The sequence below is a fragment of the Candidatus Omnitrophota bacterium genome (assembly GCA_040755155.1).
Lineage (GTDB): Bacteria > Hinthialibacterota > Hinthialibacteria > Hinthialibacterales > Hinthialibacteraceae > JBFMBP01.
Window position 1 is genome coordinate 1 of record JBFMBP010000130.1, and the last position, 25,964, is coordinate 25,964.

The following is a 25,964-nucleotide window of genomic DNA, read 5'->3' on the forward strand; positions in this document are numbered from 1 at the left end:
GGGGACGGGGTGCATGGTCTGACGACCTTTTGCCACGACGCTGGAAACGGCTGATACATCGGAAGTCGTTGACCTAAACATTACCGCACCTGCTCCTTACTCGGCGATTCAACGCGACGATCATAATAGGAATGGATATATGATTATTCCCGATCGGTGAGGAACGGCGAAACAATGGTATCAAGGTCGAGAGGATGGCCGAGATCGTAAAGTTCTCGTTGCGGAACCAGCATCTGAGCGCTGCGGTCGCCGATGCATTGATTGAAAACATCCAAACGCCGCTTCAGATCGAGCCGGGTGGGTTCCGGCAATTGCAGACTGATTTTCTTGCCGTTGCTCATCGACCATAAGCGTGTCATTTGCCCTGCCGCGGTGCGAGTATTCCGTCCTTTCGTCTCCACTAATACGATGCCTTCGCGAACAGCGACAGTCGTGATTTTAGTGGCGCCGGATGTAACGTTGACATAAAACTGTGTGCCAACAACTTTAGCTGTCCCGTTGGGGCAGACTACGGTGAAGCCTTCTTCGCGAGGCTGAACGTCGATGAACAGCTCGCCTGACTGCAATCGGATGCGTCTTTCCATTCCTACGCTGTTCTTTTCCTCGATTTCCGGATAGTTCTCCACCGAGAACAGCGTATTGGGAGAGGCGTAAATCACGGATCCGTCTGGGAATTCGAAGAATTCTCCTTCCGGACGCACGATAAAATACGGTTGGCGGTAGGGGGAACTGACAAGTACGCCGCTTCTTTCAATATGGATGAACGGTTCCTCGGTAACGTATCCCATTTGCAAGGTAGCGTACATGCCTAGGATGCAAACCAGGATGGAAGCGGCGATGGCGGCGTGTCGGCGTCCCTGATCCATGAGGAATTGGGAGAAGAATAAGCCTAAATCTTTAGAACGGCGGCTAAGAGTAATAGGTTGAAAACCGGGCAAAGCGTCCATAACGTTGTCGGCGATAGCCAGCGTATGATATCCCGTTTTCGCTTGTTGCCGCAACGCTCCAGCCAATAAGCGTTCTTCCCGCTCGGCGCCGTAGTAGAAATTGGCGCAATTTTCGCACCGTTTAAGATGTTTCTCGACTCGTCCGCAACCGTCAGAGGACAGTTCGTTATCCAGGTAAAGGATAATTTCTTGTTCCCATTCGGTGCAGCAACCCTTAGCGTTCATTATTCGCGCTCCGTATTCTTTCCACTTGTTCGCGCAGCATCCGCCGGCCTTCGAATAACCTGGATCGCACCAGGTCGACCGGCATGTCCAACAATTCAGAAATTTCTTCGTAAGAATAATCTTCCAGATATTTTAATCTCAGTAAAGTTCGATATTTCTCCGGCAACTGCTCCAACCGGCTCATTAAGGTTTCCTGCAACCGCAAGCCGTCATCCGTCGTGGGCGCCAGAGGAACAACGTTGGGAATCCGTTCCTGGTATTTAAGGTCGTCAAAGGATTCCGGTTCGACTTTTTTCTTTCGCAAACAGGCGTAACAGAGGTTTCTCGTTATGCCAAACAGCCAGGAGCCGAATTTGTTTATGTCTTTCAATTCGCGCAACTTGCTGTAAGCTAAAAGAAACGCTTCCTGGGCGATATCCTGCGATTCCGCCGCATTGCCAATCATGCTATTGGCCAGGAGAAATACCTTTTTTTGATACTTCTCCACCAAAGGGCGGTAGCATTCCCGCTTTCCGGCCAATACTTGCTGTACTAATGTGGCTTCGGCGTTTTCGATCATCATCCTTTACCCATTGATAATTATAGTAGTATCACAAATCGCATTAAATGTCAGGAATCCTGTTTGTCTCTTTACATTTTCCTCGATTTCATCGTCAATGGAAAGACTGAATAGCGGCTTGGCATCCATCTTCTGGAAAAAGGATAGCATAACTTTAAATGAATCAATGGAATCCCCTTATCGATGAAGAATGGACGCATCCCGCTTCTTCCCAGGGAGCTCAACGCATCATCTCTTTCCGTTTAGAATCCGATGTACTGCTTCTTCGCTTCCGCGTGGAATTTACCATCATTGCCTATTCGGATGACAACGCCGATTCCTCTTTTATATTGTATGCGAATCATCCCGATATTCAGGCGGCGCAAAAACAAATGTTGAAGAACGAATTTTCCGCCGTTCTTCATAAAATAAAAAAAAATTCCCCTTCCGTTCTATTTTTCGACCCTAAAAAAAACTTTCGCGGCCGATGGGATGCGTCTTTTTCCGATTGGAAAACCATCAGTGCAAAAAAGGCGTCCGATGGATTCGCCGCCGGACCCGTCGCGGCGGGCGAATGGAAGGCGCAAATTCTCGTCCCTGCGCTAGGCGGCGCGTCCCTGCGCGCGCATCTGCAAGTGGAATCCAGCGCGGAGGATGAAGAATCCTCCGTCAGCGCAATGGTCTATCAATGGCCGGATCATGAACCGCAAGCGGGAGATGAGCGGTGGTATATCGGCGAATTGCATGAACATACGAGCAACAGCAACGGCGCTTTATCCCCGGAAGCAACCGCCGATCTTTATAAGTCCCTCGATTATCAATTCTTAGCTTTGACCGATCATGACTTCCGCCCGCTGGCAACGTTTGGCAAGACTCCGCCCCTGGAATTGATTCGCGGCCAGGAAATTCGAACCTTCTTCGGCCATGCTTTGCTTTTAGGAATAAAAGACTATTTACGTTGGCGCAGCGAAAACGAACCCTTCGATCTCGACGTTCTCATTTATGAAACCCACCGGCTGGGCGGATTATTCTGCGCGCTGCATCCGTTCGCTATGAGTGCGGACGGGAAAAGCGATTCCTGGCAGGGTGCGGAAGCCTCGTGGTCTCGCATCGATCTCTTGGAAATATGGCCGGGACGTTGGCGCCAGCGCTTCCCGGAAATCTTGAAAGCGCTCGATTTGTGGGATTCGCTTTTGAACCGGGGCTTGCGGATTTACGGCGTCTGCGGCAAAGGATCAGGCGTCCCGATGAACGAACGGAGCGTGGAAACCTTACCCAAGACCGCCGTCTTCAGCGAGGGGCCGAACGAAACGGAACTGCTCGGCGCCCTCAAGCAAGGGCGGTTTTATTCTACGCGGGAGCCGGGCGTGAGTTTTTGGGCCTACTCCAATCATGGCGGCGCCATGATGGGAGACGAACTGCGCCTTCCCGCCGGGGAACCCTATCAACTGGTTCTCGATGTGTCCCTGATGGAAAAAAGAGGATTCGTGAGAATCAAGAGCAACGAAGGAATCTACTGCGAAATGCCCCTCTCCTCCACGAAGGACTCCCATTTGGAATTCATCGAATTCAGCAAAACGGAAGTGCGCTGGTTCCGCGCGGAAGTCTACCAATACGGCCGCCCGCTCGACGAACTGGCGGCGCTAACCAACCCCATCTTCGTCCGCGGCGTCATGAGCGCATAAAGGCGCATGAAGGATCGTAGGATGGGTCGCGTTTTTTGACCCTCAATATATAAGAAACGAAGTAAATGATGGGTCAAACGGCGTGACCTATTCTACGAGTCTGAACCACGCCATCGTCTTTATATCGATAATTGAGATACCAACTTTAATCATATATTGGATCAAATTATCGCTGGATTCGATGTATGATGACGAATCAGTATTTTAATGATTCCTTCACAGAAGTAATCCGCAAACGATCTAGCGCCGATTGCAGTAGATCGTCGCGGTCGTTTTTGAAAGCGTTTGCGTCATCGGGGACGAACCAAACGTCAGGAAGAACGCCGTGCTCGTCTAAAGGCGTCACGCTGTCAGGCAGATAATCGATCCACTGAGGCATACTTACCTGGATATTAAATGGCAAGTTGATGAATTTCGGATTGCCGCTTGAACCACGAGTATGATCGCCCATTAACGTTACTTGCGGGCACATGCTCATCATCGCAATGAACGATTCATTGCTGCTCATGCAGCGTTGGCCGATCAACAAAATAACCGGTTTATCGTATTGCCATGAGCCGTTTGTCGAAAATTTACGAGGATATTTTTCCGTTAGATCATTATGATTTGGTCCGTTGCGGTATTGACTATATGCGTATATATATTCTTGATCGGCGAATCTTCCTGCAACCTGTCTCGCTAATGGTTCGCTGCCGCCGCCGTTGGATCGCACGTCAACAATCAAAGCATCCGTATCTTTCAATTGCTCTAACGCCTGATCAACCGAAGCGGGAATGCTGTCATTACTCCATGAGCCAATAAGAATGAATCCAATATTCGGTTCTGTCTGGCCCCATTGAAAATAATCATCCACCTTATGCATCTCGCCAATGTAGTTTTTGAAAGCGGATAAATTATAGTTTGTAGGCGCGCTGCTGGAATAAACGCTAACAGGCAGCGTATTTATATTCACCCATATATGCAAATCGCGAAATGGTCGCAACATCTCGGCGATGATATCGGCGAATTGATAGGTATCTTCGGCGGCGTTCACTTTTGGGAGGTATTTTTCTCTCATGGCGTCCCAATCTACTTCCGGCCGCAAGATGAACATCGGATATGACTCATCATATCCCCCCCAAACTATGTCAAACATTGTTTCCCTAAGGGAGGCTGGAATTTTTTCCGGTTTCGCTATGGCTCTATTTTCAAAACGGTCAAAATATTCCGATACGCCATCTTGAAACCAAACAAAGCGTCGAACGCCAGCAAGCGTGTCGATATCAAGCAATATATGATGTAAGCGTTGAACTACGGCTTTCGATCCGGCATGATAGCTGTTATAAAACTTGAAATTGGCGATTCGTTGCAATTCGTTGAATTGATTCGGATCGCCATTGGAATACACCGTTCCTACAGGGAAAAGCGTAATTACGTCTTTTGGATGAAAGCGGAAATAAATGCTGGCGATTTCTTCTTTCTCATCCAAAAAGTTCGTTTGCAGCCAACCGCCATTTCTTGGAATAAGTACGGCGAGAACCGAACCATCATTTGTTTTTCCCACGCCTAAATCCGCCTCGCCAGTCGAAATTTCATAACCATCTTTGGATTTGTACGTAAATTCGGTTAGACGGTATATATCGTCAAGTATAAACGTCCATTCTCTCGCTGCTCCCCAATTAATATTGCCGTCGGAATCTTCATCGCCGCTGTCGGGAAGGTTATTGGGATATATCTCTAATAAATTGACTAATTCGCCGGGAGGCGCAGGCGTTGGACTTGCAACAAGAGTTGGTTCGACGGTCGGCAAGGGGGTAATATCTGGCTGCGGCGGCGTCGGCGTAAAGGTCGCTTCTGGAGGAAGCGGTTTTTCTTGCCGTAACAACCATGCGGAGACGTTTTCTGCGAATTTACGGTGAAATACGAATTCAATGCCGATCGGATTCTCACTATTTTTCCCGCCGGTTAAAAAAGCCAATTCGTCGCCGTAAGCAATTAATCGTCCGTACCCAACTTCTGAAATCGCTAATATCGGATCGCCTTCGGTTGAGTAAGCTAACGCTCTGGCTGGAGGAGTTATTATAAGCGTACTCGGATTTTCAAGCCGCAAATATTCAACGCCGTCTACGATAGGATGTTGTTCGAAATCGATTGCGTCCTGCGAAGTGGTTAAAGAATACTTTATTCCAAATGGTGCAGTAACGGATGCAGCAAAAAGCGGTTGATCCGAAATAGTAAATCCATTCCATTGATCGCCGCCCATTACGAGAACCGATCCGCCGCCGCGGATAAATTTGCTTATAGGTAGACGTTCTTCTTGTGGCAACGTAGTATTGTCAAAGGAGGGAGCAAAAATGACGGCGGAATAGTCCGCCAACAACTTGTCGGTTATTGTGGTTCGATATTTTTCCACAATGGTATTCTCCGCTCCCATATCAGTGAATATTTTGGCGAAATCGAGTAATCGTTCGAACACCGCTTGATTATCTAAAAAATAAAACGATGCTGCAAACCACAGTACTTTTTTCTTGCTGTTATTCGGCGTTGGAGTTGGACCATGCCAAGTTTGAATAGGCGTCGGCGTAGGAGTAGGCGTAACTTCTAACTTTTCGCTCCATGTAATAACAATATCATGCATTCTGAAGCTCATCATTTTCTGCTTAATAACAAATATTGCTGTGTAATTATTATATTCTCTTGGTTGTTGAATGATTTGCGCAAAACTATCTCCTCGTACGATATCGACGTTTATATTAACTGGATAGTCTGGCAGCTGACCTTCGATGATTGTATTTTCATTGTTAAGCGTAGTTCCTTCGCTAAGTTGATGCATCAATGAACCGCCGTGTAAAGTAAATTGTATTCCATTATACGAAGCGAATTCTGCACTCCAACGAATATACGGTTGATGGGGCGGCGTCGGCGTCGCGCCGATAAAATTGTCTTTATTCAACAACCAAGCCGCAGCGTTTTTGATGAAAGTATGATAATCGCCAGTTAGTTGTAAATAATCACCTAGTTCATTCGAAAAAACAATAATACGGCCGTAACCATAATCGGCAATGGCAAGCACAGGAGCGCCAGATGCTGTTGCTAAAGTTTTAGCCGGAGGAACAACATTAAAATAAAAATTGCCGCCAATGCGAAAACGTGAATCGAATTGAAGATCATTCAGTAATTCGTGATCGATAGATTTACTAATTTCATCGCTGATGCGCAGTTCTCCATATTCTATTCCAAAAGGCCTAGTTAATGAGGAAGCGGATTCTGCATTCGTCGAAGTTTTATGATTATCTCCGGTCACAAAAAGCGAACCGCCTTTATAAACAAACTGTACAATGGCGTTCGATTCATCCGATGTTAAACTCTTTCTGGAATTCGAATCGGCGAAAATGACAACATTATAATCGCGTAGGAGTTCATTAGTTATTTTCGTGTCGATAACGGAATGAAAATCACTCGTTGCGCCATAATTCAAAAAAATATTACTATGCGGTTCATAGTCGGGCCAAGCGCTTCCTGGAAAATCATCTGGATGAACCAACCATAGGACTTTCGCATTCCCGCTAATCGCCGTTGGCGACGGAAGATTGGGATCTAAAGTCGGAATTGGCGTTGGCGTTACACCTAATACTGGAGTTTTATAGGGCGCTCTAGTAAATGTTGCTGTAATCGTTGGCGTATACGTTCGCGTTGGTGTTGGAGCGTTGACGTGGATTGTTTGGTCTACCGTGGTCTGTGCGTTTACAGAATTTTCACCGAATAATGGACGAGTAATCCCATCATTTGAAAAATAAATCAGGAGTACTATGGCATTAATCAATAAATTTTTCATCCCCGTTATCCGCTTTCTGTGATTTATGAGATATTATTAGGATAACGTTATCATATCAGGGAAGATATGGCAATAGAAGAAAAAATATAAAGATACATAAATAACTATTACGCATCGAATCGAACAATCTCTTCCACGACGCGCGATTGTTCGGCTTCCGAGAGGCCATAGTAAAACGGGATGCGGATCAGGCGATAACAGATATCTTCCGTTACCGGACAGTCTCCCTCTCGGCCCCCGTACCGGCGCCCCATATCCGAAAGATGCAATGGCAGGTAGTGAAAGGCGCTTTCGATGTCTTGGGATTTCAGATGCGCGATCAGCGCCCGCCGTTGTTCCGGCGTGGGCATGAGAAAATAAAATTGGTGATAGGCTTGTTCGCAATAGGGCGGAACGGCGGGCAGCTGCGCGCCGATAGACTCCGCCCATTCTTGAAGGTTTTCGTAATAAAACCGCCACATGCGCGCGCGGCGCTCCTGAATTTTTTCCCGCATTTGCAGCTGCGCATAAAGGCAGGCGGCGAGAAGATCGGAAGGAAGGTAACTGGAACCCAGCGCCACCCACGTGTATCTGTCGACTTCGCCGCGTACGAACTGGCAGCGGTTCGTTCCTTTTTCCCGTATGATTTCGGCGGCTCCGATCCAGCGGGGATCGTTGAGGAGCAGCGCGCCGCCCTCGCCGCAAATGAAGTTTTTGGTTTCATGGAAACTCAAGGCGCTCATACACCCAATAGCGCCGAGGCTGCGGTTCTTATAACGGGCGAAGAGGCCGTGAGCGTTATCCTCGATGACGGCGATCTTGTGCTTCTGGGCAATTTCCATAATCGCATCCATCTCGCAGGCGACGCCCATATAATGGACGGGAACAATAACTTTTGTGCGCTCGGTTATCAGGTTCTCCAGGCGTTTCTCGTCCAGGTTGAGCGTATCGGGGCGGATATCGGCGAAGACGGGGCGCGCGCCGCGCAGAACGAAAGCGTTGACGGTAGAAACGAAGGTAAACGAGGGGATGATCGCTTCGTCCCCCGGCTGAATACCCAACAGCAGCGCCGCGATTTCCAAGGCGTGAGTGCAGGACGTTGTGAGCATGACTTTGGGGACGCCCAAAGCTTCTTCCAGCAACGTTTGGCATTTCTGCGTAAACGGTCCATCGCCGGATAAGCGGCGGTTGGCGAAAACTTCTTTAACGTAATCCAATTCGGAGCCGGTCAGGTAGGGGCGATAAAGGGGAATGCGGTGCAAGTAGAATCTCCTGTTAGGACATTGGGACTGAGTGGTGGGCTATGCTTCGCTTTGAGCCCACCCTACGGGACTATGAGCAAGAGGAACGGATATCCTGCGTCCATCTTCAAGATCGACGATTAATTCATCTTCCGTAATGGCGGCGTTCCGAGCATAAGCTGTACGCATTTCAAACGCTAAAGTACTAATTCTTAGACCTTAACCCACTTCCAGGAACATCTTGGAATGGCATTCCGACAACCGGGCGGCTTCATTGAAGGCGTCGCTTAAGGCGAGAAGTTCTTCGGCGCGGAAGGCGATGTTTTTGTAGGATAATTGCCATTCCCCTTTTTCGTTTTTCTTCCAGGCGCCGATTTGAAGCGCATCGCGTACCGCTCCATTCAGCGTAATGCGAATCTCCTCATTGTCGCCCCGCTCGAAGGTGGCGAGATTGATTTTTATCATGATTGGACTCCCAAAGGCAATGCAAATCTCGTCAATTCAACTCCATTGAGATAATGGTTCGATTTATGAAAAACGATAGAAAAATCTACGATGGCTTGGCTTCTCTTCGTTTCAACCATCGCGCAAGACCGGTTCGATTTGCCGAAACGTTCAATCCGAAAAATAGCTATTGATGTATATCATTAACGTCTCGTTAACGAAAGGGCGATTGGGCTTCCAGTGCTTTATTTCATTTGAAATTGTCCCCTCTCCCAGAGGGCTGATCTTAAAAAACAAGATAAACGTGATTGTTAAAAATTTATTAAAAAAAATGAATTCATGCGCTTGACATTATATTAGAAATAATGCAATATAACCTCCGTGAAGTGTTTTGGGTTGAGGATATTTTGCTTTTCTATTATTCGCATCCAATTGCAAGAGCGAATAATAGGCGAAATTCGTTCAATCCTGGATTCTATGGGCCGGTCGCAACGACGGGCCTATTTTCTTTTACGTTCAAAAAAAACGGATAGTGATGGGATAGCGGAAGGATTTGCCATCGTTGGCCTTGATGGCGGCGACGATGATGGCGACGAACCAGAAAACGGCAAGGACAGGCAGAAGAAAGAAGCCGACGACGACGAAAAGCAAGAGGGCGCAAACCAGGCCGTAGATGGTAACGCTGATTTGAAAATTAAGCGCCTCTTTTCCATGCTCGTTAATGAAGGGAGAATCCTCGCGTTTAATCAGCCATATGACCAATGGGACAACGATATGGCCGATGCCCAGAATGATAAAGACGCCCAACGCTCCCAAGTGGCAAAAGGTAGCCCATAGGCGCTCTTCCTTGGAAACTTCCCTGGCGGGTTCGAAAAACGTTTGCATTCCAAGCTCCTATGAAGGATGTCGTTGACGCCAGGAGTTGTTTGGATTTCCCCATGAGAATAAAAAGCTATGCATTTGTCCAAGGAGCGGCAATTTCCCGGCGGTTTCCGCGTCCTTGGCATTCTCGAAAGCTGAAGAATATTATCTATCGCATGTAGGGGGATTACAAGATAAATCCAGGCGCGAAGAAGAAAAAAAACCGAAGAATCCCATTGGCCGAATCGAATGAGGAACGTCTTGTTTTCTTTTCGTTTCTGCTATGATGAAGAACGACAATCCCTTTTTTTCCCTGGCGGCGCGCCGCATCCGCCATTATCGTAACGAAAGATGAATCCATCGCAATCCGACTTAAATGAAATTCACGAAAAAACGCAAGCCGACCGCTCGGCGGTCTATTACTTGGCTTATCCGGGATTCGACCAATTGATTCTGACGGCCTCGGTGGGCAGAAAAGAGCGAGGGGAGCGCTATTGGCGGCCTCATTTCGCCGAGGTGGACGCCGTCGCCCGGCTGCGGGAAACGCGGACGCCGACGATTTTTGCGGGAGAGAATATCGCAGAACCGGGGGAGACCATCGTCGCGGTTCCGATCGCGAACGGCGACGCCGTCATCGGCGCTATCGTCCATTGTTACGAAAACGGCGTGAAGGATGAACTGGACGTCCTGCGGCGTTTGGCGCAGGAAAAATCGAAGGAATTGTTTTACGGCTGGGTTGAATTCCTGGTAGCGGAACAATCGAAGCCGTTGTCAGTTCTGTTGAATATTGCGGGAAGCATCTCCTCCTCCTTGGACTTGGATCGCGTGCTTTTAAGCGTTGTGGAACAGGCCACGCGCTTGTTTCGGGCGAAGATGAGTTCGTTGATGCTGGTGGACGATAAGAAGCGCGAGTTGGAGATGATCACCGCCTATGGATGCAGCTTGGATTACCTGGATAAACCGAACCTGCCTCTGGACGGCTCGATCCTAGGGAGCGTAGCCAAAGAGAATAAAATGCGGCAAGTGGAAAACATCTTCCTGGAACCGCTGTACCTGCACAAGGACCTTGCCGCCCGCGAGGGCGTCGCCTCTCTCCTGGCTGCTCCCATCTCCTTTCAAAAAAAAGTGCTCGGCGTGTTGAATATCTATTCCTCCCAACCGCGCACCTGGCAGCAGTCGGAACGGGAATTGCTCCAAACTTTCGCCGATCACGCCGCCATCGCCATCAACAACGCCCGCGTTCACGAACAGAACCTGGCGATGGAAGATCAATTGCACGCTTCTTCCAAACTGGCGACGCTGGGGGAACTTGCGGCGGGATTGGCTCATGAAATACGCAATCCGCTGGCGGTCATCAATATGCTGATTCATTCCTGGAAGGCTTCATCTCCCGGACAAGAGGATTTCGAACACGATCTCAACGTAATCGCGCAAAAGATCAGCGATCTCAATGCGCTGGTCGCCGATTTGCTCCATTTGGGAAGTTTCCGCCCGTTGGATCGGCGTCCGCACAATATCGAAGAGATGATCGACCGGGTGCTGCGCTTGTTGCGCCATCGCATCAACAACCAACGGGCCGCGGTGAAGAAGCGGATTCAAACGCCGCATTTGACGATTCCCATCGACCGGGAACGGATGGAACAAGTCATTCTCAATATTCTGTTGAATGCGCTGGACGTTACGCCCGAAGGGGGAAGCATCGAAATAAAGATTGCAACTCAGAAGAATGCAATGACCATCGATGTGGCGGATTCCGGACCGGGCATTCCCGAAGCGGCGCTGCCACAACTCTTCAAGCCTTTCCGCACCACCAAGACCAAGGGCACAGGTTTGGGATTGCCGATTTCGCGCCGCATCGTCGAAGAACATAAAGGGGAGATCAGACTGACGAGAAACGGCCCTTCCGGCGCTACGTTTACAATTCATATGCCTCTGCAAATCGAGGAATAAGGCGGAAGCGGTAAAATAGATTTCGCTATCAATTTGAGGCTCTTGCAAAATGGATAAAGTCTACGCTTTAATTCTCCCCCCAAGTTTGGGGGGAGTTAGAGGGGGGGTGATTTTATTAGGTTTAAGGCAATCCCCTCCTACAACCTCACCCAGGCTTGGGGGAGGAATAATGGAATTTTGCAAGAGGCTCAATTTTTCAAGAATAGAGCGAAATCCTTGTCCATCCGCATCGATTCTTTCATAATCGGATAGCGCTAAAGCTTCAAATGGAACATTTCAGGATTGGGTAAACATATTTCGCTGCTTCCTCAACTTCACGAAAAAATTCCCTCTCCTTTTGGGAGAGGGCTAGGGTGAGGGAGCGAATCCTCAATGGTTTGGAATCTATCCTAACTTGAATTGTTCTAATGTTACTGGCTGCGAAAATCCCAATCAACGAGGATTATCATGCTCTTATCCGTCATCATCCCAGTCTATAACGAAAATAAGACGATCGAGACGATTCTTCGCCGCGTCATGGCCGAAAAAACTCCCAAAGAGATCATCGTCGTGGACGATTGTTCCACCGATGGAACTCGGGATTATCTTCATACAGTCAACTTGAATGGCGTCAAAGTTTTCATGCATGATAAAAACCAGGGAAAAGGCGCCGCCATTCGCACCGGCTTGCAGCAGGTCTCCGGCGATATTGTGATTTTTCAGGACGCCGACCTGGAATACAATCCGGAGGAATACGGCCATTTAATCAAACCCATTCAAGAAAACATGGCGGACGTGGTTTACGGCTCGCGGTTTTCCGGCCCGGAGCAGCGCGTACTTTATTTCTGGCACGCCTTGGCGAACAAAACGCTCACGCTGATCTCCAACATGTTCACGAATCTCAACCTGACGGATATGGAAACCTGCTATAAAGCGTTCCGAACGGAAATCGTCAAAAAGATCCAAATCGAATCCGACCGCTTCGGCATTGAGCCGGAAGTTACCGCCAAAGTGGCGAAATTGGGTTGCCGCGTGTATGAAGTGCCGATTTCCTATTATGGGCGGGAGTATTCAGAAGGCAAGAAAATTACTTGGAAGGACGGCGCCGCCGCTTTGTGGTTTATCATCAAATTCAATCTCTTTCGATGAGTTCGTCTTACGGACGGTCGTGGGAGGCGGCTATGAAGAAGAGCGAAAAAAAACGAATTCACGTTTTCGTCGGCGGGCGTGTGCAAGGCGTTGGTTTCCGCTATTATACCCAAAAACTGGCGCAATCGATGGGACTGGCGGGGGAAGTGAAAAACGTTTGGGACGGGCGGGTGGAGATCGTAGCCGAGGGGGAGGAATCGGTTTTATTGGATTTTCTTGAAAAGATCAAAGCTGGTCCCACCTCGCTTTCCTATGTCGCAAAGATGGATGTGGACTGGACGGAAGCCTACGGCCATTATAAAGAATTTTCGATTACGTTTTGAAAGACAATGATGAATGATGAAATACTTGATTATTGGTTGGGTGGCAAGGGCAAAGTTTTTCTTGCCCTTGAATTTCCCAAGAGTAGAACCGTAGAGTGGGCTAAAAGTCGTGTAGGGTGGGCTCAAAGCGAAGCGTAGCCCACCATTTTACGAGGTGGGTGGCAAGACCAAAGTATTTGCCCTTGAAACTCCCAGGTGCAGATCATGCAAGTTATCACGGAGCGGATTCACGTCAATTCCAACGGCAATACGCATATTATCGACTTGACGCCGGAAATCCAAAAAATCGTATCGAACCATGACGTGAATGACGGCATCGTTACCGTGTTCGTTCCCGGAGCGACGGCGGCCTTGAGTACGGTGGAATACGAGCCGGGATTGCTGCGCGACATCCCCGAAATGCTGGAAGAATTGATCCCCTCCAAGAAAACCTATCATCACGACGAGACCTGGCATGACGGCAATGGCCATTCCCATCTGCGCGCCACGTTGATCGGGCCGTCCTTGACGATCCCCTTCGAAAAAAAATCGCTGACTCTAGGAACCTGGCAGCAGGTCGTCCTATTGGATTTCGACAACCGCGCCCGTCATCGCAGCGTGGTAGTTCAGATTATGGGCGAATGAAAGCGAGAGTACTATGGTTCGCAAGGACTGGAAGAAAGCGCCGCCGCACGACCGCGCTAAGAAGATCATAGAGGTTCTGGCGCAGCATTACGAACCCGTCTGCGCCTTGCATCATCGCAACGCTTTCGAACTGCTTATCGCCACCATCCTTTCCGCTCAATGCACCGACAAGCGCGTTAACCAAGTAACGCCGGAACTTTTCAAGCGATTTCCCGACGCCTGCGCCTTGGCTCAGGCGGACTTGGCGGAATTGGAAGAATTGATTCGCTCGACGGGATTCTTCCATCAGAAAGCCAAGAGCCTGCTCGACGTCAGCCAAGGATTGGCGGAAGATCATGGCGGCGAAGTTCCCCAGGATATGGAGGCGCTGACCTCGCTGCCCGGCATCGGACGAAAAACGGCGAATGTGGTTTTAGGCACAGCCTTCGGCGTTCCCGCTATCATGGTGGATACGCATGTCAAGCGGCTGGCGAACCGGCTGGGACTGACGGGAAAATCGGATCCCGATAAAATCGAACAAGATTTGATAGCGATTATTCCCGCCGCAGAACGGACGGCTTTTTCCCACCGCCTGATCTGGCATGGCCGCAAAGTTTGCGTAGCGAAGAAGCCACTCTGCGGCGGTTGTCCGTTAGCGCCATATTGCCCCTCCGAGGGATTGAATACAGTGACATGTGTCGAGTGACGAGATCGTAGGATGGGTCGCGATTTTCGACCCATCGAAGGTAAAGTCTCATCTTATGTGCGATGAAAGTTTCTATTACGATCCAAAACTAGGTTTGCGTCTCGAAAACGCATCCCTATATAAACCCGCCGTTAAAACGGCGGGCTATTAGCGTTTGCCCCTTTAAAGGGGCATTTGATAATAGCCCAGCCTTTCAAGGCTGGGATGAGGAGTTGAGTTGAATTATCGATGGGTCAAAAAACGCGACCCATCCTACTTTTCTGTTTTTTGGGATAGAGGAATGAGCGAACGGATTCGAACGATTCACTGCGATCATTTTTATTTTGAGGGATCGAACAACCATTGGCGCGACGCTTTCGCACGCGCGTCGGATCTGCTTCCCTTCGATGTCGTCGCCGGCTCGCCGCAGGAATTGTGGAACGTTATCCGCGCCCATCGGCCTCAGCATATCCATCTGGGCATGAGCGCCAAGGGCGATTCCGTTCCTATCGAACTGCTGGCCGCCGCCAAGCGGGAATTGGGTTGCACCATCTCCCATTTCTACGGCGACGCCCGCTTTCTGCCCTATCATTTCCGCACTGCCAACATCATCGACCGGTTGTATATGACGAATACCAATTTCGGCGAATGGGCGCAGAAGAGGGGGATGGATCATTTTCGCTATTTGCCTTGTCCCACGCATCCCGCCATTTTTTATCCCCTCGATTTGCCCAAAATCCACGACGTGGTTTTTCCCGGCAACAACAACGATCCCGAACGCCCGCCCTTATTGCGCGAATTGGCCAAGCGCTTCGATCTGACCATCTACGGCAGCGGCTGGGAAGGGACGGGATTGAAGGTTGAACCGGCGGGCTATCACGACGAATTCCGGCGCATCGTCTCTTCCTCCAAGGTGGTTTTGAGCCACTTCAGCCGCAAATGGCGCCATCTAAAGCAATGCTTCTCCAACCGTCTCATCAACAGCCTGGCCTGCGGCGCCGCCGTAGTGCAAACCTACACTCCCGATTTGGAAAAAGTCTTCGAACACGGCAAGCATGCGCTGCTTTATAAAACCGAAGAGGAATTGTTCGAACTCATCGAACTGGCGCTGGGGGACGAGGCTCTGCGCGAGCGGTTGGGCAAAAACGGCCATGAAGAAGTTTACGCCAAGTATACCTACGATAAATCCGTAGAGAGAATCTTGAACGAAGCGCAAGCCGTCCGTTCGGAACGAAGCGATAAAAAAATCTTCCCCGCTCATCCCGTTTTCGAAACCTTGCGCCGCCGCCGCGATGGTTTGTTACTCGCCTCCGGCGCCGAACCGTTCGCCGCGCTTCCCGCTGCAGGACGCTTATGGCGCGACGATGTAGGCATTCTCGCGCCGGGCGCGTTCGATCTGGAATTGGAGATGGAAGCGATCCCCACGGAGACGCTGGATCGTCTCGACCTCTGGCGCGAGTGCCGCCGCTTGCTGCAACCGCAGCGGACGCTGGCGCTGCGGGGAGAGGCTATGCCGCTGGATTGGGGAAGAGAATTGCAGCTGTTCGCATTCGCTCCCGCCGCATCGCAGGAAAAACGATATGGCTTCATTCGTAGAGAAATGCCGAAGACGGAACTGGATCGCTGGTTCGAACAATTGCGGCTCGCCTACCAAGTACGCTTCGGCTCCAAACCTGTGGATTGGTATTCTATGGAATGGTGCCTGAACCATCCCCTGACGCGGGAAATTCACAACAGCGCCCTGCTGCAAGGAACGGCGTTGCTCTTGTGGGCGGGCTTAGGCGATTGGCCTTTCGCGCTGCAAATGGAAAGCGGCTGCCGCCTGGTGGGATTGGAAGCTTCATGGTATGCGTTGGACTACGCCGCCGAAACCTACGGTCATGAGAACCTGCGCTTTCTTTCGGCGGCCCCGGCGATGTTACCGGACGGACTATTCGACGCCGTAATTCTATTATCGCCCCCCAACCGCTTTCCCGCCGTAAAACCTATCGTGCAGGAATGGAAGCGGCTAACTAAGAAAAACGCCCGCGCCTTCCTCGGCCTTTATCCCCTTGACGCCCCCCTGCCGCCGGATTTGAAAAGTGAAACCTGGTGGAAGCAACGCTTCGGCGAATCGAGCCTCGAAAGCATCCAATCTGCCGAAGGCTGCATTTCGGTGATTGTGCGCATCTAGGGGGATTCCCCAATTGCAGAAAAAACCTTGCCCTCTACGTCCCCCGCAATGAAGAAGTTTTTTCCGTGAAATCCCAAAAATCAGTGAAATCAGTGATTCAAAAATCAAGCAATAATTATGCCATTATCAACTTTTATCGTTGTATAGGGGAATTTTTTTTAAAATTTAACTTCCATCGCTTTCATTTTCTGGTAAAATGAAGTTGCCATGAATGAGATTGTCTTTTTGAATATCCACTATGAATGATTGGGTTGCACGCAGAAACGAGGATGGTCTGGCTTCCGCCTTTGCCCCTCCACTCTGAGTGATTCCTGCTTACTGTTATCCCTTCTTCCAGACCTCCTCCCGATTTGTTCTTGGAAAATTCCTATCGGAAAGGAGATACGACCGTGTTCGTACGAACTCGAATAAGCCATTATTTTCGCAATCTCGATCGCATCCCCCAACTCTCCTTGGCGGAGCGAGAGCGCTTATCTAAGGTGGCGGAAAAATACGTATTCCGCATCAACGATTATTACCTTGATTTAATTGATTGGTCCAATCCCGACGATCCCATCCGCAATCTGGCGATTCCCCGAGAAGAGGAATTGGACGATTGGGGCGAGTTAGACGCCAGCAACGAGGCCGCTTACACCAAGGCGCGTGGCATCCAGCATAAATACAAAGATACCGTTCTTTTTTTGTGCGCCGAAACCTGCGGCGCCTATTGCCGATACTGTTTTCGCAAACGATTATTCATGGAAGCCAACGGCGAGGTCTCTCTAAACGTGGAGGAAGGGTTGCAATACATCGCCGAGAATCCCTGCATCACCAACGTATTGTTGACGGGGGGAGATCCGCTGATACTTTCCACCCGCCGCCTCGCCTATATCCTCGAATCGCTGCGCAAAATCCGCCACGTGCAGATTATCCGCATCGGCTCCAAAATGCCCGCTTTCAATCCCTGGCGCATTTTGGACGACGATGAACTGCTCGATCTTTTCGAGCGGGTCAGTTGGATGGACAAGCGGCTCTACCTGATGATGCACTTCGACCATCCCCGCGAACTCACTCAGCCCGCCGTCGCCGCCATCGACCGGGTTTTGAAGCGGGGCGTGATTTGCTGCAATCAGTGCCCCATTGTCAAGGGAATCAACGACGATCCCGAAGCGTTGGGCGAACTGTTTCGGCTGCTTTCTTTCGCTGGATGTCCGCCCTATTACGTCTTTCAGGGACGTCCCACCCAAGGCAACCATTCGTTCTTAGTGCCGATCGTGCGCGGATTTCATATCTATCAGGATGCGGTCAGGCGCAACTCCGGCCTGGCGTCGCGCACGCGCTTCGTGATGTCCCACGAAACCGGCAAGATCGAAATCGTGGGAGTGGACGAAAAATACATTTACCTCAAACGCCATCGCTCTCCCGACCGCGAAGAAGTAGGGCGCATTCTCCTCTTTCACCGCGACGACGAGGCCGTCTGGTTCGACCAACTCCAACCAGTGGAATAGCCGCCGCGTACCAAAGCCTCTTTGGAGTTTGTTGCTTTTCCTATTCCTCCCCCAAGTTTGGGGGAGGTGAGGAGGGGGTTGTTTTAAGTCTAATAAAATCAACCCCTCTCTAACTCCCCCCAAGTTTGGGGGGAGAATTTAAAAGCAGAATTCATCAATTTTGCAAGAGCCTCTTATATATTGATTTTTTAGTATAATTTATTTTATTGACGCTATTTTTTGTAGTATAATAGCGAATATGCCAGCTTTAAGATAAAAGGCGATAAGCGCTTGGCGGCGCCGTTTCGGGAGGTTTTCCATGAGAAAGAATCTTTGGGGGATGGTTTTATTATTGATGGTTGCATCTATAGGTTCATTGGCTCCGGTTTATGCCGCCGAAGAAGAAATGGTGGCGTTGGTCGATAAAATCAAACCTTCGGTGGTTACGATTATCCTCTTCAATGAAAAAGATGAAGTGGTTTCCCAAGGCAGCGGATTCTTTATTTCAACAGATCGCATCGCCACCAATCGCCATGTCATCGTAAAAGTGCATCATGCCTCGATCAAAACCGCTTCCGGCGATACCTTCCCCGTTCAAGGCTTATTGGCAGAGGATGAACTGAAAGACTTGGCGGTTTTATCCGTGGAAGTTCCCAAAAGTCAATACAAACCTTTGACGCTGGCCAAGTCTCTCCCCAAAGAGGGGCAGGAGATTGTCGTCATCGGTTCGCCGCTTGGTTTGGAACATACCGTTTCCAATGGCATCGTTTCCGCCGTCCGCGATTTGCCCGGATTCGAGGAAGTCATTCAAATTACCGCTCCGGTTTCTCCCGGTTCCAGCGGCAGCGCCGTAGTCGATAAATCCGGCGAAGTCGTCGGCATCGTAGTATCCCAATTCGCCGCCGGGCAAAATCTCAATTTCTCCATCCCCGCTTCCCAAATCCAAAAACTGAAAATCGGTAAGGTTCAAACCTTGTCGGCTTGGTCTAAAAGCCAACCTGCTTTGTCTAACGAGAAAGTTAGACAAGAAATGGATGATGGTTTTTCATCTTATTTTAAAGGTGATTATACCGCAGCGATAATTCATTTTAAGAAGGTTATCGAATTGGATTTAAATGAAGAGTTTGCATATTACTTTCTTGGGGCGGCGTATGAAAAACTAGGGCAGTTTGAGAAAGCCCTGGAGGCATACAAACAAGCCATTCGCCTTAAGCCGGACATTGCGGAAGCGCATCATGGTCTTGGGGTGGCGTATGAAAAACTAGGGCAATATGAGAAAGCCATTGAGGCATACAAGCAAGCCATTCGCCTTAAGCCGGACTATGCGGACGCGCATTATGGTCTTGGGGTGGCGTATGAAAAACTTGGGCATTATGAGAAAGCCCTAGAGGAATGCAAGCAAGCCATTCGCCTTAAGCCGGACTTTGCGGATGCGCATTATAATCTTGGGGTGGCGTATAGCGATCTAAAGCGGCCGGAGAAAGCCATTGAGGCATTCAAGCAAGCTATTCGCCTTAAACCGGACCATGCGGAAGCGAATGCTAATCTTGGAGTGACGTATGGAAGACTAGGGCAGTATGAGAAAGCCATTGAGGCATGCAAGCAAGCCATTCGCCTTAAGCCGGACATTGCGGAAGCGCATTGGAGCCTTGGGTTGGCGTATGGAGAACTAGGGCAGTGGGAGAAAGCCCTGGAGGAATGCAAGCGAACCATTCGCCTTAAGCCGGACTTTGCAGATGCGCATCATGCTCTTGGGTTGGCGTATTTGATGCTTAATAGAAAAGGAGAGGCGCTGGATGAGTACAAGATTTTAAAGAATTTAGACCCAGAACAGGCAAATAGGTTGTTCAATTTGATTCATCAATGAAACGGTCTTAAATTTTTTGAGATTAAACATAGATCGCGGATTTTTGGGTTTGTGGCGAAGGTCAAACGGATACTTCCAGATATGCTATAAGGAGGTTGAAGGTTCAAGTCTTGCTCCTAATATATAGAATCAATTATACTTATGCCTTATTGCTTTACGCCGTAAAAATCCATCAATCAACCATAAGTCAAAAAGGAGAAAAATGATGAGCCATGTAAAAGATGAACTCGAAAAAATTTGTGAATATTGCGGGATTAAAACAGGTTTTACTGTAGTGGTTTGCGCTCGGTGTGGGAAAAAGGAATTGCGATGTGGTGATTGTATGGATGAAATGTTTTGTTCTTATTGCGAACATAGCTTAAACAAAGATGATTAAACTATAAGTTAATGACTCACTCGGGAATCTTCCTCCCAAACGCAAAAACCACCCCCAAAAGAATCACCGCGCCAATCAGCAGCAGCGAATAGGGCGATATTCCTTTGATGGGAACCAGCGCGAGGCATCCGGCGGAGATGAGGGCTACGGCTAGGGCATAGGGAAGTTGGGTGTTGACGTGATCGGTGAGGGAGCAGCCGCTGGCGCCGGCGGAGAGGATGGTCGTATCGGATAGCGGCGAGCAGTGGTCGCCGAAGATCGCGCCGCCGAGAACGCTGCCGATGGTTCCGTAAAGGATGTCATGGGCGGAGACGCCGTAATGAATCGCCAGCGGCAACGCGACGGGCATGAGGATGGACATGGTTCCAAAACTGGTGCCGGTGGCGAAACTGATTGCCGCCGCAAAGAGGAAAGTCAGCAGGGGCAGAAAATGGGGATCGAATCCCTGCCCCAACAAACTCGCTACATACGCCCCCGTTTTTAAGCGGGTGCAAACGTCGCCGATGCTCCAAGCCAGAGTCAGGATCAGGCAGATGGTAAACATGCCCTTGCAGCCTTCCAGCCAGCTGGTAAAGACGGAGCGGAAGGATTCGAAGAAAACGCCGATATGCACGGCGAAGGAAACCAACGTGGCGATCATGGTAGCCCAAAGAATGCTGCGAAAAGGATCGGCGTTGGAGAGCAGGGCTATGACGCTCTGCCAAGGATGCACCCAATCCGTCACAGCGCCGTTTTGATAGCCGCTTACGGCCAGCGATATAAACGCGGCGATCAACAGAACCGCGATAGGCAGCAGAATCGCATAATTCCACGGATCCCAGGCTGCTGCTGGGCGTTTGGAGGAGGCTTCCGTCTCCTCCGGTTCGCGTATGCGCGCCAGGCGCTCGGCGCGCTTCATCGGCCCGAAATCGCGGGACATTGCGCAGATATACAAACAAAAAAGCAGCGCCAGCAAAGGATAAAAACGGTAGGGGATGGAATAAACGAACAATTCATAGCCGCTATAGCCCTCGATGCCTTCCGCTTTCAATGATTTTAAAATCACGGAAATCTCGAAGCCGATCCAAGTGGAAACGAAAGCCAGTGATGTAACTGGGGCGGAAGTGGTATCGACGAGATAAGCCAGTTTGGCGCGGGAAATTTTTAGCCGATCCGCTAATTTGCGGTAGGAGTTGCCCACGATGAGAGCGTTGGCGTAATCGTCGATGAAAAAGACGACGCCGGTCAGCCAAATCAAAAGGTTGGCTCTCACCCGCGTACGCAAGCGGGCGGCGATGCGTTCGACTAAATCGCGTGAAACGCGGCTCTGATTGAGGATTTCCACCATCCCGCCCATCAGGACGGTGAAGAATAGAATGACGGCGTTGTCCGATTGGATGAATACCGAGAGAATGATTTCATCCACGGAGCGATAAAAAGCCGTTAGTGGAGAAAAGGAATAGATGATAAGCGCCCCAACGAAAATTCCCATAAACAAAGAGAAAATCGCCTCGCGCATAACAATGCACAAAACAATAGCGACAAGCGGCGGGACGAGAGAGTAAACCGTTCCTTCCATATATCACCCGATGCGTAGAATCAAATGATGAATGATGAATGATGAATGATGAAAAATAAGGGATATTTTCTAGGGCAGAAAAAAACTTGCCCTAGCCAGCCAGTCTCCCTCAAAAAAAAGAGTGGAAGAGGCTTCCAGCCTCTTAAGAGCCAGGATGGCTCTTCTACTATCACTCAGCATTAATTTCTATCCGGTTCCAATAGGCGGATTCGTCCGATCCACCGTTCGACCCGTTTTCCAGCGTGATCGCCGCGTTCTTGCCGGCATACGGGGAAAGATCGAATTCTTGAGTTTGCCATTCGACAACGCCGCCGGAATTGCTAATGACTTTATTCGCCAACTCCTCGCCGTTGACGAGAACTCGCAGCGTCCAACTCGCATCGGCGGCGGCGGCGAACCGCAACGCGGGTTTGCCTGCGGGGATGACTCCCTTCCATGTCAGTCGGCACGGCGTCTCTTGGCTGAGGGGGTTGGTGGCGAAGACGCCATAGCGTCCGCGATATTCTTTCAGCGCGCCCGCATAACTGTTCGTTCCGCAATTGGCGATGGTCCATCCCTTAGCGAAAGCGGGAATCTCCGCTAGCAGTTTGCGTTGCAGGCCGGATAAGCGAACCGCGTCGAGATTTTTCCATTCTTCCTGCAAATCGTTGGCCATCTTTGCCGTAAAAGGTTCGTATTGACCAATCAGCGCCGGTTTTTGAATGGGGATCGTCAAATACTGACGATCTCCTAACGTCTCCAGGCTGCCCCCCCGGCGGCGAACGATGTCCGTGGTCCACTTGCGGCAGGATTCGATCAAGGTATTGAAATGGTAAGGAGTCGATGCGAAATTTTTATCGGTAATCAAGGCGACGCCGGTGCGATATTCCCTAGGAATGCTGTCATATCCCAGGATAGTTCCCAATACGCCCGCGGCTATGGCGGCGTTGGAGCCGCAGCGGCGGCCGCAGCGCACGGTGATTTCCAGTGTTTTGGCGAAATCGGCGTCGCCGTAAAGCAGCGCTGTTACGATATAGCCGCCGTTCAACTTGGCATCGGCGTTTGCCGCCTTTTCATCCCCGGCGGGTCCAACGCCGGACTTGCCCCATTTCTCTTCCAACATTTTCCAGCAGGAACGCCAATCGGTTGGATCTTTCTTATAAGCCTCCAAAACTTCGCCGATCAGGCGCGCATAATCGCTCTGCGCGGGAATGCTCTTCAAGGCTTGCATTACGATTTCGGAGCGGCTGTCTTCGAAATAGGCCGCCGCATAAAGGCTCGCCGTAAAAAGTCCGCCGCAGAAGCCGTCGCCGCTACTCATGATTTCGCCGAACGGCGCCGCCAGTTTTGATGCAGTGAAGGGCATGCCGGGGCAAAGAAGGCCGAAGAGATCGGCTTCGCTTTGAAAATCGCCGTCGTTGGCGTAAGGATTGTATCGCGGTTGGCCGGATTGGGGAGGATAAATATCGGCGCGGACATTTTTCCGCGCCGCATCGTTGGCGCCGTCGAGGGAATATTTCGTCCTGGCGAAATACTCCGCCGCTTCCCGGCTGGTAACGAATAATCCCTTAGCGTCCAGCGCTTCGAGAAACGTCATCCCTGCGCAAAGGTCTTCATGGCCGAGGGCGGCGGCTGCGTATTCAGCGTTCCAGGGACGGATCGGGTTTTCCATGATCTGTCCTTGGAATTGATGATCGTAGGGATCGCCGTAACTAGCGCCGATCATCTTGCCCGCCCAGGCGCCGCGTAACTTTTCCTCGTAGATCGTAAAAGAAAGCCGATGGGTGGCGGGGGCTTTTTTCTCGTCTTGGAATAAAGAAGATAATTTTTCTTTGATTTGTTTCCCGGCGCCGCAGGAAATGAGACTAACGGTTAGACAGATAGAAAAAAGGGCAACAGCTTTGCCGCGCATCGATCGAATCTCCTTGTTATAAACTGACAACAGCGGTTTTCTCGCCTATAAGCTTTTGACAACCGCATCGAATCGTGTATTTTGATTATGCTGAACTTCCCAATCTTAAGGAAGGCGAAGCGATGAAAAATGTTCAACGCCTGCGATTTTTCGCGAATCGCCGAGGAGGACGAAAATGAAAGCCGTCATATTTCACGAGCATGGAGAGGTAGACCGCCTGCAATGCGCCGAGGTCAAAGAACCGAAGCCGGGACCGGGAGAAGTGAAAATCAAGGTCGAAGCCTGCGCCTTGAATCACCTCGATATCTGGGTGCGGCTTGGAGGACGTCCGGTTCCCATCCCCATGCCTCACATTTCCGGCAGCGACATCGCGGGAACGGTAGTGGAAACAGGACGCGGCGTCAAAGACATCGCCGTCGGAACCCGCGCGGCGCTGGCGCCGGGGCTTTCCTGCGGGCAGTGCGAATATTGCCTGAACGGCAACGACAGCGCCTGCGCGGAATACAAACTGATGGGCTTCCAGGTTCAGGGCGGCTATGCGGAATACGCCGTGGCTCCCGCCCGCAACGTCATCCCCGTTTCGGAAAAACTCTCCTTCGAGGAATGGGCTTCGATTCCGTTGGTATTCGTTACCTCCTGGCATATGTTGTTTACGCGAGGAAAACTGCGCTGCGGCGAGACGGTTTTGATTCAAGCGGCGGGCAGCGGGCTGGGCATCGCCGCCATCCAATTGGCCAAGCTGGCGGGCGCGAGAGTCATCGCCACGGCGGGAACGGACGCGAAATTGAAACGCGCCCAAAAACTCGGCGCCAACGAGGTCATTAATTATAAAGAAAAAGATTTCGTGGCGGAGACGATGCGGATCACTAACGGGCGGGGTGTGGATCTAGTCTTCGAACATATCGGCGGCGAGACCTTCACGCGCAGCATTGACGCCTTGCGCCGAACTGGACGTCTCTGCATCTGCGGCGTAACGGCGGGTATGGAAGCCAAGATCAATCTTTTGCCCTTTTTCGCCAAACAACTATCGGTGCATGGTTCCTATATGGGATCGCTCTCGGAACAGAAAAAAGTTTTGCAGCTCGCCGAGGAAGGCAAAATCAAGCCGGTCATCGATAAGATTTTCCCCTTGCAGGAAGCCCAAGCCGCCCAACAGCGAATGCTGGATAGGAAAAACTTCGGCAAAATCGTATTGAAAAACAGTGAAGAGTGACGAGCCTCCTTACCGAGGAAAGGCTCTCGGCGATTGCAGGAAGAAAGGACCTGCCGCCCCGCCGTTGAAACGGCGGGCTATTGTCGTTTGCCCCTTTAAAGGGGCATTTGATAATAGCCCAGCCTTTCAAGGCTGGGATGAAGACTCAAAGCCCCAATGTCCCACATCATCTCCCCAGCAATCGCCGCAGTTGCTCTTCCATATCCTCCTCTTTCATGATGGAGGTTCCCACTTGGATGGCGTCTACTCCCGCCGCTTCCAGACGCTGCGCTTCTTCCCGAAGAAAGATGCCGCTCTGGCTGACCACGATGCGATCTTCGGGGACGAGATGAATGAGGTTCAACGTGGTTTCGATATCCGTGGTCAGCGTTTCGAAATCGCGGTTGTTGATGCCAATGACCTCGGCGCCAACATCGACGATGAATTGAATCTGCTCGGCGGTATGCCCTTCGGCCAGAACGTACAGCCCCAGTTCCCGCGCTTTCTGCAAAAGCGCTGCGAAAATTTCTCGATCGAGAACCTGGGCCATGAGCAGGACGGCGTCGGCGCCGAGGATGCGGCTTTCGTAGAGTTGATATTCGCCGAGGGTGAAGTCCTTGCGCAGAACCGGCAGGGAGACGGCGGCGCGGGCGGCTTGCAGATGCTCGTCGCTTCCCGAAAAATACTTGGCGTCGGTCAAGACCGAAATCGCCGAGGCTCCGGCTCGTTCATAGAGGCGGGCGATTTCCGCCGCGTCGAAATCGGCGCGGATGACGCCGGCGGACGGCGAGGCCGCCTTGATTTCCGCCAGCAGTTTCAATGGCCCCCCGCCCCGGCGCAGATCGGAACGGAAATCCCGCGCGGGCGGCGCAGCGGCGGCGGCTGGCTTCAAATCGTCCAAAGGGCGGATACGTTGGCGCTCCTCCACTTCCCGCCGTTTGTTTTCTATGATTTCCCGTAAAATTCCTTTCATTCTGAACCGGGTATTCCTATTCTTTGATGGGGAGAATTTTAAATG

19 protein-coding genes are annotated in these 25,964 nt (G+C 50.6%); 10 read left to right on the forward strand and 9 right to left on the reverse strand.

Annotated elements, in window-relative coordinates; genetic code table 11:
• Positions 1-143: 143 nt before the first annotated feature.
• The gene (locus tag AB1656_19020) at positions 144-1,172 is read right to left on the reverse strand and encodes a FecR domain-containing protein (protein ID MEW6237480.1); all 1,029 of its coding nucleotides are present in this window, start codon (positions 1,170-1,172) and stop codon (positions 144-146) included.
• Positions 1,162-1,734 carry a sigma-70 family RNA polymerase sigma factor gene (locus AB1656_19025; protein MEW6237481.1) on the reverse strand — a complete coding sequence of 191 codons (573 nt, stop codon included), beginning with the start codon at positions 1,732-1,734 and terminating at the stop codon, positions 1,162-1,164. The genes AB1656_19020 and AB1656_19025 overlap by 11 nt, the downstream gene beginning before the upstream one ends.
• 155 nt (positions 1,735-1,889) lie before the next feature.
• Between AB1656_19025 and AB1656_19030 the strand changes: the two genes are divergently transcribed.
• Positions 1,890-3,395, forward strand: a complete 1,506-nt coding sequence (locus tag AB1656_19030; protein ID MEW6237482.1) for a CehA/McbA family metallohydrolase — start codon at positions 1,890-1,892, stop codon at positions 3,393-3,395.
• Between the two features lie 196 nt (positions 3,396-3,591).
• Here the strand turns inward: AB1656_19030 and AB1656_19035 are convergent, their stop codons facing one another.
• The 4 genes from AB1656_19035 to AB1656_19050 all read right to left on the reverse strand — a co-directional run bounded on the left by AB1656_19035 (position 3,592) and on the right by AB1656_19050 (position 9,758).
• Positions 3,592-7,209, reverse strand: coding sequence for a S41 family peptidase (locus tag AB1656_19035; protein MEW6237483.1), 3,618 nt, complete (start codon positions 7,207-7,209; stop codon positions 3,592-3,594).
• A 107-nt stretch (positions 7,210-7,316) separates the two neighbouring features.
• Positions 7,317-8,450 (reverse strand): dTDP-4-amino-4,6-dideoxygalactose transaminase, encoded by a 1,134-nt coding sequence (rffA, locus tag AB1656_19040; GenBank protein MEW6237484.1) that lies wholly within the window; start codon positions 8,448-8,450, stop codon positions 7,317-7,319.
• Positions 8,451-8,648: 198 nt separating this feature from the next.
• Positions 8,649-8,894, reverse strand: coding sequence for a hypothetical protein (locus AB1656_19045; protein ID MEW6237485.1), 246 nt, complete (start codon positions 8,892-8,894; stop codon positions 8,649-8,651).
• A gap of 495 nt (positions 8,895-9,389) precedes the next feature.
• Positions 9,390-9,758, reverse strand: coding sequence for a DUF4870 domain-containing protein (locus AB1656_19050; protein ID MEW6237486.1), 369 nt, complete (start codon positions 9,756-9,758; stop codon positions 9,390-9,392).
• Between the two features lie 327 nt (positions 9,759-10,085).
• Here AB1656_19050 and AB1656_19055 point away from each other — a divergent pair, with 327 nt between their 5' ends.
• The 8 genes from AB1656_19055 to AB1656_19090 all read left to right on the forward strand — a co-directional run bounded on the left by AB1656_19055 (position 10,086) and on the right by AB1656_19090 (position 19,929).
• Positions 10,086-11,684 (forward strand): ATP-binding protein, encoded by a 1,599-nt coding sequence (locus AB1656_19055; GenBank protein MEW6237487.1) that lies wholly within the window; start codon positions 10,086-10,088, stop codon positions 11,682-11,684.
• 447 nt (positions 11,685-12,131) lie between these two features.
• On the forward strand, positions 12,132-12,812 hold the full coding sequence (locus AB1656_19060; protein ID MEW6237488.1) for a glycosyltransferase family 2 protein: 681 nt from the start codon (positions 12,132-12,134) through the stop codon (positions 12,810-12,812).
• A 32-nt stretch (positions 12,813-12,844) separates the two neighbouring features.
• Positions 12,845-13,135 (forward strand): acylphosphatase, encoded by a 291-nt coding sequence (locus AB1656_19065; protein MEW6237489.1) that lies wholly within the window; start codon positions 12,845-12,847, stop codon positions 13,133-13,135.
• A gap of 204 nt (positions 13,136-13,339) precedes the next feature.
• Entirely contained in the window at positions 13,340-13,759 is a 420-nt protein-coding gene (locus tag AB1656_19070) for a secondary thiamine-phosphate synthase enzyme YjbQ (GenBank protein MEW6237490.1), read from the forward strand.
• 13 nt (positions 13,760-13,772) lie between these two features.
• Positions 13,773-14,444, forward strand: coding sequence for an endonuclease III (nth, locus tag AB1656_19075; protein MEW6237491.1), 672 nt, complete (start codon positions 13,773-13,775; stop codon positions 14,442-14,444).
• A 280-nt stretch (positions 14,445-14,724) separates the two neighbouring features.
• The gene (locus AB1656_19080) at positions 14,725-16,596 is read left to right on the forward strand and encodes a glycosyltransferase (protein ID MEW6237492.1); all 1,872 of its coding nucleotides are present in this window, start codon (positions 14,725-14,727) and stop codon (positions 16,594-16,596) included.
• A gap of 389 nt (positions 16,597-16,985) precedes the next feature.
• Positions 16,986-18,083, forward strand: a complete 1,098-nt coding sequence (locus AB1656_19085) for a KamA family radical SAM protein (protein ID MEW6237493.1) — start codon at positions 16,986-16,988, stop codon at positions 18,081-18,083.
• A 298-nt stretch (positions 18,084-18,381) separates the two neighbouring features.
• Entirely contained in the window at positions 18,382-19,929 is a 1,548-nt protein-coding gene (locus AB1656_19090; GenBank protein ID MEW6237494.1) for a tetratricopeptide repeat protein, read from the forward strand.
• A 392-nt stretch (positions 19,930-20,321) separates the two neighbouring features.
• Here the strand turns inward: AB1656_19090 and AB1656_19095 are convergent, their stop codons facing one another.
• Entirely contained in the window at positions 20,322-21,863 is a 1,542-nt protein-coding gene (locus tag AB1656_19095) for a Na+/H+ antiporter NhaC family protein (protein MEW6237495.1), read from the reverse strand.
• A 169-nt stretch (positions 21,864-22,032) separates the two neighbouring features.
• Complete coding sequence (locus tag AB1656_19100) at positions 22,033-23,754, reverse strand: ADP-ribosylglycohydrolase family protein (GenBank protein ID MEW6237496.1); 1,722 nt, start codon at positions 23,752-23,754, stop codon at positions 22,033-22,035.
• Between the two features lie 175 nt (positions 23,755-23,929).
• Here AB1656_19100 and AB1656_19105 point away from each other — a divergent pair, with 175 nt between their 5' ends.
• Entirely contained in the window at positions 23,930-24,967 is a 1,038-nt protein-coding gene (locus AB1656_19105) for a zinc-binding dehydrogenase (GenBank protein ID MEW6237497.1), read from the forward strand.
• A gap of 166 nt (positions 24,968-25,133) precedes the next feature.
• On the opposite strand, the gene trpC is transcribed toward AB1656_19105, so the two are convergent.
• Positions 25,134-25,919, reverse strand: coding sequence for an indole-3-glycerol phosphate synthase TrpC (trpC, locus tag AB1656_19110; protein ID MEW6237498.1), 786 nt, complete (start codon positions 25,917-25,919; stop codon positions 25,134-25,136).
• Between the last annotated feature and the right edge of the window lie 45 nt (positions 25,920-25,964).